The organism is uncultured Arcticibacterium sp., from assembly GCF_964021845.1.
GTDB lineage: Bacteria > Bacteroidota > Bacteroidia > Cytophagales > Spirosomataceae > Arcticibacterium.
The window spans coordinates 334,735-349,967 of sequence record NZ_CAXHZC010000003.1 but is presented as its reverse complement, the minus strand read 5'-3'; the positions used below and the strand labels follow the sequence as shown (position 1 = coordinate 349,967).

The 15,233-nt window shown below is 37.9% G+C and carries 20 protein-coding genes; 15 read left to right on the top strand and 5 right to left on the bottom strand.

The annotated features are described in order from the left end of the window. Positions 1–18: 18 nt before the first annotated feature. Positions 19–597 (bottom strand): nitroreductase family protein, encoded by a 579-nt coding sequence (locus AADJ06_RS11045; RefSeq protein WP_341226504.1) that lies wholly within the window; start codon positions 595–597, stop codon positions 19–21. Positions 598–855: 258 nt separating this feature from the next. On the opposite strand from AADJ06_RS11045, the gene AADJ06_RS11040 reads away from it, so the two are divergent. The 3 genes from AADJ06_RS11040 (at position 856) to AADJ06_RS11030 (ending at position 3,036) form a co-directional block, all read left to right on the top strand. Then, positions 856–1,332, top strand: a complete 477-nt coding sequence (locus AADJ06_RS11040; RefSeq protein WP_341226503.1) for a hypothetical protein — start codon at positions 856–858, stop codon at positions 1,330–1,332. Between the two features lie 112 nt (positions 1,333–1,444). Next, positions 1,445–1,936, top strand: a complete 492-nt coding sequence (gene moaC, locus AADJ06_RS11035; RefSeq protein ID WP_341226502.1) for a cyclic pyranopterin monophosphate synthase MoaC — start codon at positions 1,445–1,447, stop codon at positions 1,934–1,936. A gap of 2 nt (positions 1,937–1,938) precedes the next feature. Then, positions 1,939–3,036, top strand: coding sequence for an NTP transferase domain-containing protein (locus tag AADJ06_RS11030; protein ID WP_341226501.1), 1,098 nt, complete (start codon positions 1,939–1,941; stop codon positions 3,034–3,036). A 10-nt stretch (positions 3,037–3,046) separates the two neighbouring features. On the opposite strand, the gene AADJ06_RS11025 is transcribed toward AADJ06_RS11030, so the two are convergent. Together AADJ06_RS11025 and AADJ06_RS11020 are read right to left on the bottom strand one after the other, a co-directional pair. Then, a complete protein-coding gene (locus tag AADJ06_RS11025) occupies positions 3,047–3,472 on the bottom strand; it encodes a molybdenum cofactor biosynthesis protein MoaE (protein ID WP_341226500.1) in 426 nt (141 codons plus the stop codon). A 7-nt stretch (positions 3,473–3,479) separates the two neighbouring features. Continuing rightward, positions 3,480–3,722, bottom strand: coding sequence for a MoaD/ThiS family protein (locus AADJ06_RS11020; RefSeq protein ID WP_341226499.1), 243 nt, complete (start codon positions 3,720–3,722; stop codon positions 3,480–3,482). A gap of 134 nt (positions 3,723–3,856) precedes the next feature. On the opposite strand from AADJ06_RS11020, the gene AADJ06_RS11015 reads away from it, so the two are divergent. Both AADJ06_RS11015 and AADJ06_RS11010 read left to right on the top strand, forming a co-directional pair. Beyond that, positions 3,857–4,945: an XdhC family protein gene (locus tag AADJ06_RS11015; RefSeq protein ID WP_341226498.1), complete on the top strand. Its 1,089-nt coding sequence runs from the start codon at positions 3,857–3,859 to the stop codon at positions 4,943–4,945. Further along, the gene (locus tag AADJ06_RS11010; RefSeq protein WP_341226497.1) at positions 4,945–6,135 is read left to right on the top strand and encodes a molybdopterin molybdotransferase MoeA; all 1,191 of its coding nucleotides are present in this window, start codon (positions 4,945–4,947) and stop codon (positions 6,133–6,135) included. Before AADJ06_RS11015 ends, AADJ06_RS11010 begins: the two co-directional genes overlap by 1 nt. On the opposite strand, the gene AADJ06_RS11005 is transcribed toward AADJ06_RS11010, so the two are convergent. Further along, positions 6,132–6,689 carry a YqgE/AlgH family protein gene (locus tag AADJ06_RS11005; RefSeq protein ID WP_341226496.1) on the bottom strand — a complete coding sequence of 186 codons (558 nt, stop codon included), beginning with the start codon at positions 6,687–6,689 and terminating at the stop codon, positions 6,132–6,134. The two genes, AADJ06_RS11010 and AADJ06_RS11005, sit on opposite strands and share 4 nt — an antisense overlap. A gap of 16 nt (positions 6,690–6,705) precedes the next feature. Beyond that, on the bottom strand, positions 6,706–7,782 hold the full coding sequence (gene recF / locus AADJ06_RS11000; protein ID WP_341226495.1) for a DNA replication and repair protein RecF: 1,077 nt from the start codon (positions 7,780–7,782) through the stop codon (positions 6,706–6,708). Positions 7,783–8,037: 255 nt separating this feature from the next. Between recF and pdhA the strand changes: the two genes are divergently transcribed. From pdhA to AADJ06_RS10950, 10 genes are all read left to right on the top strand, one after another. Beyond that, a complete protein-coding gene (pdhA, locus tag AADJ06_RS10995; protein ID WP_341226494.1) occupies positions 8,038–9,057 on the top strand; it encodes a pyruvate dehydrogenase (acetyl-transferring) E1 component subunit alpha in 1,020 nt (339 codons plus the stop codon). Between the two features lie 158 nt (positions 9,058–9,215). Beyond that, complete coding sequence (locus AADJ06_RS10990) at positions 9,216–9,917, top strand: tetratricopeptide repeat protein (protein ID WP_341226493.1); 702 nt, start codon at positions 9,216–9,218, stop codon at positions 9,915–9,917. 76 nt (positions 9,918–9,993) lie between these two features. Next, a complete protein-coding gene (ribH, locus tag AADJ06_RS10985) occupies positions 9,994–10,470 on the top strand; it encodes a 6,7-dimethyl-8-ribityllumazine synthase (protein WP_341226492.1) in 477 nt (158 codons plus the stop codon). A gap of 72 nt (positions 10,471–10,542) precedes the next feature. Continuing rightward, on the top strand, positions 10,543–11,874 hold the full coding sequence (locus AADJ06_RS10980; protein WP_341226491.1) for an aspartate kinase: 1,332 nt from the start codon (positions 10,543–10,545) through the stop codon (positions 11,872–11,874). After that, on the top strand, positions 11,874–12,311 hold the full coding sequence (locus AADJ06_RS10975) for a DinB family protein (RefSeq protein WP_341226490.1): 438 nt from the start codon (positions 11,874–11,876) through the stop codon (positions 12,309–12,311). Before AADJ06_RS10980 ends, AADJ06_RS10975 begins: the two co-directional genes overlap by 1 nt. A gap of 2 nt (positions 12,312–12,313) precedes the next feature. After that, positions 12,314–13,585: a serine--tRNA ligase gene (gene serS / locus AADJ06_RS10970; RefSeq protein WP_341226489.1), complete on the top strand. Its 1,272-nt coding sequence runs from the start codon at positions 12,314–12,316 to the stop codon at positions 13,583–13,585. Positions 13,586–13,588: 3 nt separating this feature from the next. After that, entirely contained in the window at positions 13,589–14,170 is a 582-nt protein-coding gene (locus AADJ06_RS10965) for a 5-formyltetrahydrofolate cyclo-ligase (protein WP_341226488.1), read from the top strand. 27 nt (positions 14,171–14,197) lie between these two features. Then, positions 14,198–14,383 carry an addiction module protein gene (locus AADJ06_RS10960; RefSeq protein WP_341226487.1) on the top strand — a complete coding sequence of 62 codons (186 nt, stop codon included), beginning with the start codon at positions 14,198–14,200 and terminating at the stop codon, positions 14,381–14,383. Positions 14,384–14,658: 275 nt separating this feature from the next. Next, a complete protein-coding gene (locus tag AADJ06_RS10955; RefSeq protein WP_341226486.1) occupies positions 14,659–14,856 on the top strand; it encodes a hypothetical protein in 198 nt (65 codons plus the stop codon). A gap of 92 nt (positions 14,857–14,948) precedes the next feature. Next, on the top strand, positions 14,949–15,149 hold the full coding sequence (locus AADJ06_RS10950; RefSeq protein WP_341226485.1) for a hypothetical protein: 201 nt from the start codon (positions 14,949–14,951) through the stop codon (positions 15,147–15,149). Positions 15,150–15,233 lie beyond the last annotated feature (84 nt).

Here is a 15,233-nt window from a genome sequence, read left to right as displayed (position 1 = left end):
GCAAATTTACGATGATTTTTAGTACCAAGCTATTACCTCCGCTTCTCCCTTTTTTTGAATATTAGGTACAGTAGCCTCCTTTTCTGGATAGCCTACTGGCAAAAGCAAAAACGGACGCTCATTTTCGGGTCTTTTTAGGATTTTACTAAGGAAAGCCATTGGGCTAGGTGTATGAGTCAAAGTAACTAAACCTGCCTGCTGAATAGCCGAAATCAAAAAACCACAAGCAATGCCAACACTTTCGTTCACATAATAATGCTGCTCCTTAGAGCCATCTTCTGCCAAACCATAGGGCTTTTTAAAAACCACAATGAGCCAAGGAGCCTTTTCCAAAAAAGGTTTGTGCCAGTCAGTGTCAAATGGCTTTAAATCGTTTAACCAAGTTTCACTCATTTTCCCGTGGTATGCCTCATACTCCTCCTTCTCTGCCGCCTTTCTTATTTCTGACTTAATTGACTCCTCACTTATGGCACAGAAAACCCAGGGTTGTTTATTTGCTCCACTAGGAGCTGAAGATGCCGTCATTATGATATTTTCAATCACCTCTTTTTCAACGGGATCTGAAGAAAACGACCGAATAGATCTTCTCTTTTTCATTTCCTTTTTAAACCCTTTACTTCTTTTCAGAGTATCTTCTTTAGAAATTTTCTCAAATGGGTAAAGGCTATGTTTTTCGGTATTCATTTAAGCAGGATGGTTTTATCCGTAAAATAAAATTCTTTCTCTTTTTGCATCGCTCATACTTCATAAATAAGCATTTTTTTGCAATTTTGTCAATCACTTCAAAGACACAATATGCGTAAATTTGAAGTCACTTTAGACATTTAAATTCTAATTATTTAAAATAACCAAACAATGAAAAAGTCTATCTTTTTAGTTTTTGCAGTTATCCTTACTGCTTCTATTTCTAGTTTTTCCCAAGGATTTGACAAGGGTGTAAGTAATGTAAACCTAGGACTTAACCTTGGTTGGGGTGTTGGTATTCAAGGTTCTTATGATGTTGGTATTACAGAACAAATTAGTGTAGGAGCTGGTGCTTCATTTAACACGGGATACTGGGGATACAATTCTTTTGCTGTGGGAGGTAGAGGTGCTTATCACTTTGGTGCTCATTTTAATGACTGGTTTAATTTTGATGATTCTAAGTCTGACCCTTATGTAGGTGCTGTTTTAGGATTCAGAGGCATTAGTGGAAACGGAACAAGAGTATTGAGCAATGGTGTTTACTTTGGAGGAATGGTTGGTTACAGATACGGTTTCTCTGATAAATTCGGTGTTTATGCTGAAGCTGGTTCTCCATATTCTTCAATTGGTGTAACATTCAAGCTTTAATCACTAAGATTAATAAATATTTTATGAAAGGCTTCTCTTACCAGGGAAGCCTTTTTCAATTCTACCCCATACAAGAAGCGACTTTTTAAATAGAGGTCTCTATCTTTGAAACATGAGCACTCAGAATTTTACACATATTGACCCTGCGGGAAACCCTTCTATGGTGGATGTTGGTGAAAAACCCATCACCAAACGAATTGCGAAAGCCCGAAGCATTGTAGTTCTGGACCAAGAAATTATGGATAAACTCAATCAAGAGGAAATTCATACCAAGAAAGGTCCTGTATTTCAAACAGCTATTATTGCAGGTGTAATGGCTGCAAAAAAAACAGGAGAGCTTATACCGCTTTGTCACCCTTTGGGCTTAGAAAACTGTCAGGTAGAAATAAGTGTCAATTCAGATAACGAAATAGAGATTATTTGCACTGCCTCATTGACAGGAAAAACAGGAATTGAGATGGAAGCTTTGACCGGTGCCAGCATAGCCGCCCTCACCATCTATGATATGTGCAAAGCTTTTTCTCATAATATTATCATTAAAGAAACTCGCTTAATTGCCAAAAGTGGAGGGAAAAGAGATTTTGATTTGACAGCGACAAAATAGCTATGAAAAAACATCAAAAACACGCTAAACTTACCAAACCAAACATCGGAAACTTTGGAAGAAACGAAATAGCACTAGTAGGTGCTCCTTGTTCTTTAATTCAAGAAGTATCGCAGAAAATCATTCCTCATTTTCCAGAAAAAAACTGCACTTATATTGACGCCGACCACGCCTTTGGAGACTCTGAAATACCTGGGCTAAACAATAACGAACTCATTGATAAAATCAAGTTCTACAGGCAAGACAAGGCCTCTATGAATGATTTTGATAAAAAAATAGCCCTTAACGACCAAGACCTAATTATAGTTAACGGAAATCATTTTGAAGCCAAAAAACAACTGGTTTTAATTCATGCTAAAAAGGAAGCTTCTTTAAAAAAGAGGTTGAGCCAACTAAAAAATGTTATTGGTTATGTCCTTTGCGATGATATCACAGAGCCGTTTGATTGGTTGTTAGAAAATGTTGGTTCTAGAAAAACATTTCTTTTAAACGACATTAAAGGAATAAAGAATGCCATTGAAGATTCCATTATCATTTCTCCTATTAAAGGTTTAATTCTGGCAGGCGGAAAAAGCCTGAGAATGGGAAGCGACAAAGGTCAAATCAACTATCATGGACAAAGCCAAGTTGACTTCCTTTTAGGTGAATTCCATGGTTTGAAAATCGATGCTTTTGTTTCTTGTAGAGCAGACCAATACGAAGAGTACAAGAGAATAACTGATAAGTTTGATGGCCTTGGCCCTTACGGAGCTATTCTTTCCGCTTTTCAGTCAGACCCAAATGCTGCTTGGCTGGTTTCGGCCTGTGATTTGCCTTTGGTAAACGCTGCTGTTTTAGAAACACTTATCAAACAACGTGACCCTTCCAAACTGGCCACTTGTTTCTACAACCCCGAAACTGATTTTCCAGACCCACTTATTACCCTTTGGGAGCCTAAAAGCTATATGAGAATGCTAGGGTTTTTGGCACTTGGCTATTCTTGTCCTAGAAAAGTTTTGATAAATAGTGAGGTCAAAGTTATTAAAGCTGAGAACCCAGATATTTTAAGAAATGTAAATACTCCCGAAGAAAAGGAAGCTTTTCTTTCGGAAAATAGTTAAGCTTTTAATATCAAGGTGTAGCACTCACCCAAACTTCGCCATCCTCAAAATACTCCTTTTTCCAGATGGGTACCGTTTCTTTTAAGGTGTCAATGGCGTATTGACAAGCCTCAAAAGCGGCCACTCGGTGAGCTGCCGAAACTGCAATAATTACGGGAACCTCCCCTACCATTAGTGTCCCCACTCTATGATGAATCGCTATTTTTTTTACATCAAATTTTTCAATGGCTTGCTCAGCAATCTTTCGCATTTCAGAAATAGCCATAGGCTCATAAGCCTCAAAATCAAGTTTTTGCACAGTATTTCCCTTGGTTTCGTTTCTCACCGTACCTACAAAGTGAACAATCCCCCCAACAGAATCTTCTGAAACATAGGCCTGACAATCATCAAGCGAGAGCACATTGGGTGTTAAAACTATGTCAATATTATCTTTCATATAATAATCAACCTCCACTCACTGGCGGAATTAATACTACTTCGTCTCTTTCTGTTAACACCAATGCTCCGTCACCGTACTCTTCATTCACGGCTATTCTTAACGATATCAACTTTGAAAAACTTGGATAGTCTGCAATTAGCTTCGCTTTTAGTATATCCACGGTGCTTCCGTCGGCTAGTTCCACTTCCTTTTCAAAGTCGCCTAGAATTTCCTTCGTAATTCCAAAACACAATATTTTTACTTTCATCCCTAAACCTTTCGTATAAAACCGCTCAATCATCACAAAAGTGCAACATAAATTCAAAATAGCATTACCTTTTGTAATATCGAATATTTAACGAATCTGCCTTTGTTAAAATTCATTGACTAATTTTGATTTTGATGAAAGAGATAAGAAGTATTTTAAAAACCTATGCCCAAAAAGAGCCAAATGAAAAAGTGGCTTTAGCCACCGTGGTACGGGTAGAAGGTTCTTCATATCGAAGAATGGGGGCTAGAATGCTAGTGTCTGAAAACGGAACTTGGGTAGGCGGAATTAGCGGAGGTTGCCTTGAAGGAGATGCCCTAAAACGTGCCAGAATGGCTATCTTAAAAGATAGAGCCTCTATTATTACCTATGACACCTCCACAGGCGACGACCATCAAATAGGAGTAGGCCTTGGCTGTAATGGCATTATTGATGTGCTATTTACACCCATTGATGAGAACGATCCAAACAATGCTATTGCCGTACTAAATTCAACAAACCAGACGCCTAGAAAAGTCAGAAAACTAGTTTCTATAACTTTCTCAGATGACAAAAAACTTCTCGGAAAACTCTTAGCATTTACTGGAATTGAGATTTTGAAATTTTTAGAAAGTTATGCAGACATTGAAAAACTTTATAAGCAAATTGAGCTGCTTGAAAAATCAAAGAATTTAGTGCTCAGTGAGCAAATCACTTTATTCATTGAGGTAGTTCCCCCCGCATTGCAAATTCTTCTCTTTGGTCACCAATATGATTTATATCCGCTAATAAGACAGATACGTGAACTTGGCTGGGATTATAGCGTGATTGCTCCGCCAGCTAAAGTCAAAGACGAAAATGTAGTAGCTCCTGAAGATATAGACCGGCTTAATTTTGATGATTTTACTGCTGTCATATTAATGTCGCACTCTTTAGCCACAGATAAGGATAACCTTACTAAATTGTCTGATAAAAGCCTTCGATATATAGGAATGTTAGGGCCAAAGGTTCGCTCAGAACGAATTTTAAATGAGCTTGCTGAAGAAGGCAAACCAGTTCACAAAGAGCTTTTAAATCACATTTATGCTCCTACAGGGCTAGATATTGGAGCTACAAACCCCGAGGAAATAGCTCTTTCTATCTTAGCAGAGATTAAGACAGTATTCTCTGAAAGAACGGGCCTACATTTAAGAGAAAGACAAAGCCCCATTCATGTACGAGACGAACCTATGAATTTTGATTAATGGATTTTATTACCGTAGCACAAGCGAGTCAAATAGTTTTAGAAAACACCCAAAGCTTTGGTGTGGAAACTATCCCCTTTCAAAAATCAAAAGGGCGAATATTGGCAGAAGAATTAAAGGCTGATAGAGACTTCCCTCCTTTTGACAGAGTGACCATGGATGGTATTTCCATTCAAGGAAAAACCTATGAAGGTGGTCAAAGAGAATTCCCAATAGAATCCATTCAATACGCAGGGGAACCGCAGAAAACCTTAGTTAACCTAAATTCCTGTGTAGAAATAATGACGGGTGCCTCTTTACCCAAAAACACCGACTCGGTAATTAGGTATGAAGACGTGCTGCTAGAAAATGGCATTGCCACTATAAATGAGGGAATTTCCGTATTTAAAAACGTACACAAAAAAGGGCACGACAGAACAAAAGACGAAGTTTTATTGCCAATAGGACATCAACTTAAAAGTGCAGATTTAGCTATTTTAGCCACAGTAGGAAAGAATCAAGTCAAAGTAAAGAAGCTACCAAAAATTGCCATAATTACCTCTGGCGATGAACTCGTGGAAGTAAACCAAGCTCCTAAAAGTCATCAAATAAGAAAGTCAAACATCTACGCTATTGCCTCTTTATTAGAACCCTTTGCGACATCAGTAAGTCAATTTCACCTGAAAGACGAACTCCAAAAAAGCATCGAAATGCTTCAAAACATTTTTGAAGAGTACGATGCTATCATATTATCGGGAGGAGTTTCTGCAGGAAAAAAAGATTACTTGCCGCAAGCTTTAGAAGCAGTAGGAGCAGAGAAATTATTTCATAAAATTCAGCAAAGACCAGGCAAGCCTATGTGGTTTGGCAAAAAAGGAAAAACACTAGCTTTTGCACTTCCTGGAAATCCGGTTTCTTCTTTTATGTGTGCAGTGCGGTATGTTTTGCCATGGCTTCAGAAATCCATTGGTATTAAAATAGAACCCGAAATGGCAATTCTAGATCAAGAAGTTAGCTTTAAACCGAAATTAGGCTACTTTTTGCAAGTGAAGCTTGAAAATAAAGAAGGAGTACTCAAAGCTATTCCCATAGAAGGCGGCGGCTCTGGAGACCTGGCGAACCTGAGTTTAAATGATGCTTTTCTAGAACTTCCAAACCAAGAAAGCCCTTCATTTGAAAAAGGGAGTGTTTATCCAATTTGGCGATTTTAGTTTAATCGCGGGTCAGTAGGGTAGTTGCTCATAACTTTATACGAGCCACCCATTCCTCTTAATATCTTTCGCCAAAACTCTTCTGGTTTTGAATCAAATATCAAATCGGTATCAATATCAGACACTATCCAAGAGTTTTTATTCATTTCTGCATCTAGCTGACCTTCGCCCCAGCCAGAGTACCCAAGAAAAAAACGAATGTCTTTTTCTTCTACCTGCCCTACGTTCACTAAAGTTTTTAGCGTTTCAAAATCTCCTGACCAATAAAGGTTTCTTCCCAAATTCACAGAACCCGGAATTAAGTCACCGAGCCTATGAATGTAATGAAGTGTATTATGTTCTACCGGACCACCTACATGAAGGGGTATTTCTACATAACAGTCATCTATAGCATCTTTCAGTGTCAGGTTTGATAGCTGGTTAAGCACCAAGCCAAAAGAACCTTTCGTATTATGTTCGCATAAAAGTATAACACTCCGTTCAAAATTTGGGTCACCTAAAAAAGGCTCCGCAATTAATAAACAACCACTGGTAGGTTTTGTAGCTTCTGACATATACAAACTTAAGACTTTAGAGCTCAATATACTTGACCTCCGCTTTAACATTTTCTAAAATCCTTTGTGTTCTCTCAGGTCTCGCGTCCGTAATAAAAACCTGCCCAAAAGTATCGTTGTCAATTTTTTCAATCAGTTTTTTGATTCTATTATCGTCCAGCTTATCAAAAATATCATCTAAAAGCAATATTGGTTTTAAGCCTTTTCTTGCCTCCAAAAGATTAAACTGAGCGAGCCTTACAGACAAAACAACAGACTTTTTCTGCCCTTGAGAGCCAAACTTCTTAGCAGGCAATTCATCTAGCTGAAAAACATAATCGTCTTTATGAATACCTAAAGTGGTGCGTTGAGCTTGTCTGTCCCGAAATTCATTATGCTTAAATTTCTTAGCAAAGTCACCTTCAACTTCGGATTGATAATGGATGCTTACTTTTTCTTTTCCACCACTTATCTCTTTATAGTGCTTAACTATTTCAGGCTCAAACTCTCCTAAAAAACTTCGCCTTTTGTTAGCTATTTCTATAGCAAGAGCAACTAAAGGCTGCGAATAGCTATCCAACATCTCTTGGTCAAAATACTCTCTTTCAGCAAACTGTTTTAATAAACTATTTCGCTGGTCCATAAGTCGGTTATACTTCTGGAAAGCCTTGAGGTAGTCCATATCAAACTGAGAAATGATACCATCAAAAAGCTTTCTACGTGTATCACTCGCATCTCGAATCATATCAGTATCATCAGGAGCAATGAGCACCACAGGATATTTACCAATATGCTCCGTAAGCCTATCATAAGCTACTTTGTCTGCCAAAAGTGTTTTCTTTTGACCTTTTCTAACAGAAAGCGTTATGTTTTCTTCTTTGTCTATATTGACAAAGTTGCCATCTATTACCATGATAAGCTCATCATGGGTAACACTTAATTGGTCTTGCTTCTGAATAGAACTTTTGGTCAAAGCCAAAAAATATACGGCGTCAATGAGGTTTGTTTTTCCTCCACCATTTTGACCAACAATGCAATTTACCCTTTCCGAAAATTGGAATTGGGCATCTGTATGGTTCCGAAAATTGAAGAGTCTAATTGACTTTAAATACATTTTTGCTGCTGTAATGGTGGCAAAATTGACCAAAGAATTGCCAATTCACAAAGCTAATTGCACATGAAAAAGCCAAAGAATCAATCTTGCAGGTCTTATTATGAAATTTTCACCAGCATATTTAGATAGATTTAAAGGATATTTTTCATCTGTAAACCTTTAATAGCTATTTTTGCTCTCCCTTTAAAAAGGAATATCTAATTCGAAAAAGATATTTTGTTTTGATAATTTAGAGCTAAGAAACGAAAGAAATATATGGCAGCTACAAAGAAGAAAGCAGCAGCGAAAACTAAATACTCAAAAGAGCAATACCTATATTGGTATGAATCAATGATGCTTCAGCGTAAGTTTGAAGAAAAAGCAGGTCAATTATATGGTCAGCAAAAAATTCGAGGATTCTGTCATTTATATATAGGACAAGAAGCTTGTGCATCAGGAGCAGTTTCTGCTCTAGAAAAAGGTGACAAATACATTACTTCATACAGAGACCACGGTCAGCCACTGGCCTTAGGAACTAGCCCAAACGCCATTATGGCAGAACTTTTTGGTAAAGTTACAGGTACCACAAAAGGTAAGGGTGGCTCTATGCACATTTTTGACAAAGAAGTAGGTTTTGTAGGTGGTCACGGTATTGTGGGTGCTCAAATTCCTGTTGGTGCTGGAATTGGCTTTGCTGAAAAATATAAAGGAACTAAAAACCTATGTATTTGCTACATGGGTGATGGTGCGGTACGTCAAGGTGCTTTTCACGAAGCCTTTAACTTAGCCATGACATGGAAAATTCCTGTAATTTTTGTAGTAGAAAATAACGGATACGCCATGGGAACCTCTGTAGAAAGAAGTTCGAACGTAAAAGAGCTTTACACCTTAGCCGAAGCTTATGATATGCCAGCTGAGCCTGTAGATGCTATGGACGTAGAAGCAGTTCATGAGTCTGTTAGCAGAGCTGCAGAAAGAGCTAGAAAAGGCGATGGCCCTACCTACTTAGAGTTTAAGACATATCGTTTTAGAGGTCACTCTATGTCTGACCCACAAAAATATAGAACCAAAGAAGAAGTAGCTGAATGGAAGTCTCGTGACCCTATCGAGATGACTAAAGACAGAATTCTTAAAGAGAATATTGCTACAGAAGCTGAGTTGGAAGAAATTAATAAAAAAATCAAAGGACAAGTGGCTGAATCTGTAAAATTTGCTGAAGAATCTCCGTTCCCAGCAGCAGAAGATGCCTTCAAAGATATCTACGTTCAAGAAGATTACCCATTCTTAATGGAATAATTCTTTGCGAAAATCGTATTAAAAGGCACCTTTGGTGCCTTTTCTTGTATACAATAGGTTTTTTAAGCCTACCATTAAATACATTTTGGGCAAAGGATTGATTGAATTAGAAATCAATTAACTAAATTTGCACCTCGAAAATTAAGCGAAAGCATAAGATGGCAAAACAGAAAGAAGATAAATCAGGTATTGAGATTCTAGAAAGTGCAGAAGCACTTCAACAAGAGTTTAACAAAGCCGAAAGTTTCTTTGACTCAAATAAAAAGGTCCTTGGAATAATAGGAGGTGCAATTTTAGTAATAGCCCTTGGTATCTTTGGATATAACTATTGGATGAAACAACAGAATACAGAAACGCAAAAAGCGATGTTTGATTCTGTATACTATTTTGAAGCTGATTCATTAAACCTAGCTTTACAAGGAACTGGTGGAAACGCTGGTCTTTTAGAAGTTGCGGAAAACTATGGTTCTACGCCAGCAGGAAATTTAGCGAAGTATTATGTAGGTGTAGCTTATATGAAACAAGGAAAATTTGATGATGCTATAAACTATCTTTCTGATTTTAGTTCAAGCGATTTAATTGTTCAAGGCAAAGTTTACGCTTTGATAGGTGATGCTAATATGGAAAAAGGAAATACTGAAGAAGCTATTTCTTTCTACCAAAAAGCTGCTGACTATAAGCCTAACAAAGAAATGACGCCTAACTACCTAATGAAGCTTGCAACAGCATTTGAAACTTCAGGAAATACTAACGGTGCTATGGAAGCATACACCGAGCTTATAGAAAAGTATCCTACGTCTACAAGTGTGTTGGCGGCTACCAAGTATAAATCGAAATTAGAAGCAGAAGCTGGTAACTAACCCAAGCATAATAATATTAACAAGGGGTAAGCCAGCAGGTTTATCCCTTTTTTTATAAATCATCATTTAGAAAAACATGAGTTCAGAACATAAAAACCTTTCTGTTTATAATACTGACGGCATTATTGACATTTCTAACAAGAAATTTGCGGTAGTAGTAGCCGAATGGAATGAAGAAATAACGGGTGCCTTGTATCAAGGTGTATTTGATACCTTAATAAAACACGGTGCTCAAAAAGAAAACATTTTAAAAATAGATGTACCAGGCAGCTATGAACTCAGCTATGGCTCGCAAATTTATGCCGCCAAAGAAGAAATTGACGCTGTTATTGCCATTGGATGTGTAATTCAAGGTGAAACAAAACATAATGATTATATCAATAATGCAGTAGCCCAAGGGCTTACTTCAGTAAGTTTGAAGTATAATAAGCCTGTGATTTTTGGTGTTTTAACACCAAACACGCATCAGCAAGCCGTGGATAGAGCTGGAGGGGTTCATGGCAACAAAGGAGACGAAGCTGCTATTACGGCTATTAAGATGTTATCGATTTGAGATTTCTGATTCATCCGCTCTGAGCAAAAAAACATAAAAAAAAAGCACCATTCAAAAATAAATTATTTAAAAATGCAAGTTTGGAAATTTGGTGGCACGTCCGTAGGAAAGCCAGAACGTATGAAATCAATTAGGGACTTAGTTAAGGCTGATGAGACCCGCAAGATTGTAGTTTTATCTGCTTTGTCTGGCTCTACAAATGCCCTTTTGAGCATTGGTGAGGCTTTATCTCAAGGAGACAAGAAACTAGCTTTTAGCAGAATTGATGAGCTATTTGCTCACTATGAGACGTTTATTGCGGAACTTTTCTCTACAGAAGAAAGCCTAGCCGAAGGAAAACTGATAATTGAAAAAGAATTTAGCTTCATAAGCTCTCTGGCCAATGTCAATATTTACACACCAAGGCAAGACAAAAAGATGGTGGCTGAGGGTGAAATATTAAGTACGCAGCTCTTCACGGCTTATATGAAAGAACAAGGTGAGTCTGTTGTCCTTTTGCCAGCTTTAGAATTCATGAGCATTGATACCGACGGCGAACCAGAATTTACCAAAATAGGTGAAAAACTAAGTGCCATCCTTCTTAACCAAGGGCAGCAAATATTAGTAACGCAAGGATTTATTTGTAGAAACCCAAGAGGTGAAGTAGATAACCTTAAAAGAGGTGGTTCTGATTACACGGCTTCATTGATTGGCGGAGCCATTAAAGCAGAAGAAATTCAAATCTGGACCGACATTGATGGCATGCATAATAACGACCCAAGGATAGTTAGCAGAACTTTCCCTGTGCGTGAATTGCTTTTTGAAGAAGCTGCTGAGCTTGCTTATTTTGGAGCAAAAATATTGCACCCAAGTACTATTACACCTGCTAAAATGGGTGGTGTGCCGGTAAGACTGAAAAATACGATGGCTCCAGAAGCACCCGGAACGGTAATTACATCTAAAATATCTCAAGGTGCGGAAATCAAAGCGATAGCTGCCAAAGACAACATTACGGCCATTTATGTGCATTCTACCAGAATGCTGAATGCTTATGGTTTTTTAAGAAAGGTATTTGATGTTTTTGAAAAATACAAAACCCCAGTAGACATGATTACTACTTCAGAGGTTTCTGTGGCGGTAACTATTGACAACTCTGAAAGGCTGGAGGAAATAAGTGCTGAACTAAGACTTTTTGCCGACTTAGAAGAAAACGACAGAAACCAGAGTATTATCTGTATTGTGGGTAATTTCTTGGCAGATAATGCCGGCATAGCCATAAAGATTTTGGAGGCAGTAAAACACATTCCTATCAGAATGATTTCTTACGGTGCTTCCGAGCATAATATTTCCCTTTTGGTAGACTCTGTTCATAAAAATGAAGCTTTGGAAGCTTTAAACGAAGGACTTTTTAAATTTGAAAACTAATGGAAGCACTAATTTCTGTATTCACAAAAGACTTAAATAAACTGAAAGAAGAGGTTTTGAGCTACGACTCAGAAGATGCTCTTTTTGCCATTGCTGAAGGAATTACCAACTCGGGTGGAAACCTTGCCATGCATTTAAATGGCAATTTGCAACACTTTATTGGTGCCATTCTTGGTAAAACAAAATATGTGAGAAACAGAGAGGAAGAATTTTCAGGAAGGTTTTCTAGAGAGCAAATAGTGTCAGATATTGAAGAATCTATTTCGGTAGTTTCTAAAACCATTGCTTCCTTAAGTTCGGAAGAGCTATCAAGCCCTTATCCGGAAAAAATTTTTGGTGGAGAAATGAAAACAGACTTTTTCCTTTATCACCTTTTAGGTCATTTGAATTATCATCTTGGCCAAGTAAACTACCATAGACGACTAACAACAAAGTAATTATGCTTCAGATAGCTTATATAAAAGATAATAAAGAGGCCGTAGTAGCGGGCTTAGAAAAAAGAAACTTCAAAGATGCAGCTGCCGTAGTGGACAACGCTTTGGAGATTGACCAAAACAGAAGAAACGTTCAGCAAGAACTAGACAGCGTTTTGGCTCAATCTAATGCCATGGCAAAGCAAATTGGCGGTTTGATGAAAGCCGGCAAAAAAGAAGAAGCGGAAGCAGCAAAGGCAGAAACAGGTCAATTAAAAGCAAAGTCAAAAGAACTGGACGAGCAGTTAAAACAATTAAGCTCTGAGCTAGACGAGGTGATGTACACCATCCCCAACCTTCCGCATAGCTCTGTGCCTGCTGGCAGAACGCCAGAAGATAATGAAGAAGTTTTCAAACACGGTGAAGTACCTACGCTACATGAAGGTGCCAAACCTCACTGGGATTTGATTTCCTATTATGATATCATCGACTTTGATTTAGGAAACAAAGTAACGGGTGCTGGTTTTCCTTTTTACAAAGGCAAAGGAGCTAAAATTCAGCGTGCACTTATCAATTTCTTCTTAAACGAAGCCGAAGCTGCTGGATATGGTGAAATACAGCCGCCAATCATGATAAACGAAGCTTCTGGCTACGGAACTGGCCAACTGCCAGATAAGGAAGGTCAAATGTATGAAGCCACGGCAGACAAGCTCTTTTTGATTCCTACGGCAGAAGTACCATTGACTAATATGTACCGTGGAGATATTATCAAAGAAGAGGCTTTGCCTATAAAACACTCAGGCTACACGCCATGTTTTAGAAGAGAAGCAGGGAGCTGGGGTGCTCACGTAAGAGGACTTAACAGACTGCATCAGTTTGATAAAATTGAGATTATTCAAATCAGAAAGCCCGAAGAATCTTATGATGCTTTGGAAGAAATGGTAGCCCACGTAAAGGGTTTGCTAGAGAAACTAGAGCTTCCTTATAGAATATTACGCCTTTGTGGTGGCGATATGGGCTTTACTTCTGCCCTAACGTATGACTTTGAGGTTTACTCTGCCGCTCAAGAAAGATGGCTGGAGGTAAGCTCTGTGTCTAATTTTGAAAACTATCAAGCAAACAGACTTAAACTGCGTTACAAAGTAGAGGGCAAAACGCAGCTGCTTCATACCTTAAATGGCTCTGCTCTGGCTTTGCCAAGAATATTGGCTTCTATTTTAGAGAATAATCAAACGGCAGAGGGTATCAATATCCCTAAGGTTTTACAGCCGTTCTGCGGTTTTGATAAAATAAGCTAGAGAATGAAAAAGTCGGTTTTGCGAAAAGCATACCTAGAGAAGCGATTCCTTTTAAGCCCCAAAGAGGTTTCTGAAAAGAGCCTGGCCATAAAGGAATTGCTTTTTAGTAGACTCATGATGCACCGCTATGATAAAGTGCATTGTTTTTTACCTGTAAAAGACCGCAATGAGGTAAATACCTCCATTATCACCAACACACTTCACAAAGACTTCCCTGTGGATGTTTATGTGCCTAAAATAAGAGAAAACGGCGTGCTAACGCATCATCTCTTTACCACTGACACGCCAACAGAAGAAAACAAATGGGGCGTACCTGAACCCACCACAGAAGGAATCTCTTCTGAAGATTTCTTTGACACCGACGACGACATCTTAGTCATAGTGCCATTACTGGCCTACGACAAAAAAGGCCAAAGAGTAGGCTACGGAAAAGGTTTCTATGACCGTTTCCTAGAACTAGCCACCAAAAACACCACGATAGTTGGTCTGTCTTATTTTGACGCTGAGGACGAAATTGAAGATGTGGAGGAGACTGATGTGCCGCTGCAGCATGTGATTACTGGGGTAAGGGTTTATAGTTTTTAGGAGAATTTGGCTTAGCTTTATAGAACTATGAGCGAGCAAAAAGATTCAGTTCCAGAAAACAATTCCGAACCAAATAAAACGGAGGTTTTCGATATTCCTGAATGGCACAAGGCCATTTTGGATGAACGATATGAGGAATATTTAAAAGACCCAAATAGAGGTATAAGCCTTAAGGAGTTTAAGAAAAGGCTTATTCGGGATGGTCTTATTTGAAAGTTTTATAGGGTTCCCTTGACCCCTAAATCCCGCAAGCTGATTCTAAAAACTTTCAACCATCAAAAGGTTTAAAGTTATATCGACTTTAGATAACCGTGGAACTTTGAAAAAAAGGTCATAAACACCAACTCTTTAACTGCCAATTACTAACATTTACAACAATAACCAACCATTACGAAATTCAGCCCTTTTTTACATAAATCATTTCTTATAAATTTATAGCGGCAAGAGCCATAAATATGAATACATCGATTTTTTTTAATTGATGTATTATGCCTGAAAAAAAACAAGATAATAGATTTAGTTCGGATAAGATTGCTGCTTGGGGCAAGGCCCTTTCAGAGTGGAAATGGTTTATAAAGCTAATTGTTTTATTAGTTCTTGCAATAATTTATAAAACCCCGATTCTCTTAATTCTTGACGAACTAAATATCAAAGAAATTATAGCAATTTTTAAAAGAAATGAATAGTCTTCATTTTAATCGAAATATGTAAACAATGTTTACTTCAGAAGTAGTTTGGAACCCCCAATTTTACCTGAAATAAAACTATTGTGTATATAATGAAGCCTTTAAAACAATTTAAAAAAGTCGGAGACATTTTAATAAAGTGGTTTACTCGTATTCTTTCTGCCTTTGAAAATCATCCAAAAACCTCCATTGGAATTTTCATACTTATGTTTTCTTTAATAACTGGTGAAACTGGGTTGCCTCTTATTGCTGGAATTTTTGAAACAATTAAGGGTTTACTGAAAACCAAATAATTATAATTTCTTACTTCTATTTCTCACAACATATTCTAGATCATGTTTGTGCATAAACCTTTTACCACTACTTTTGCACCCCAA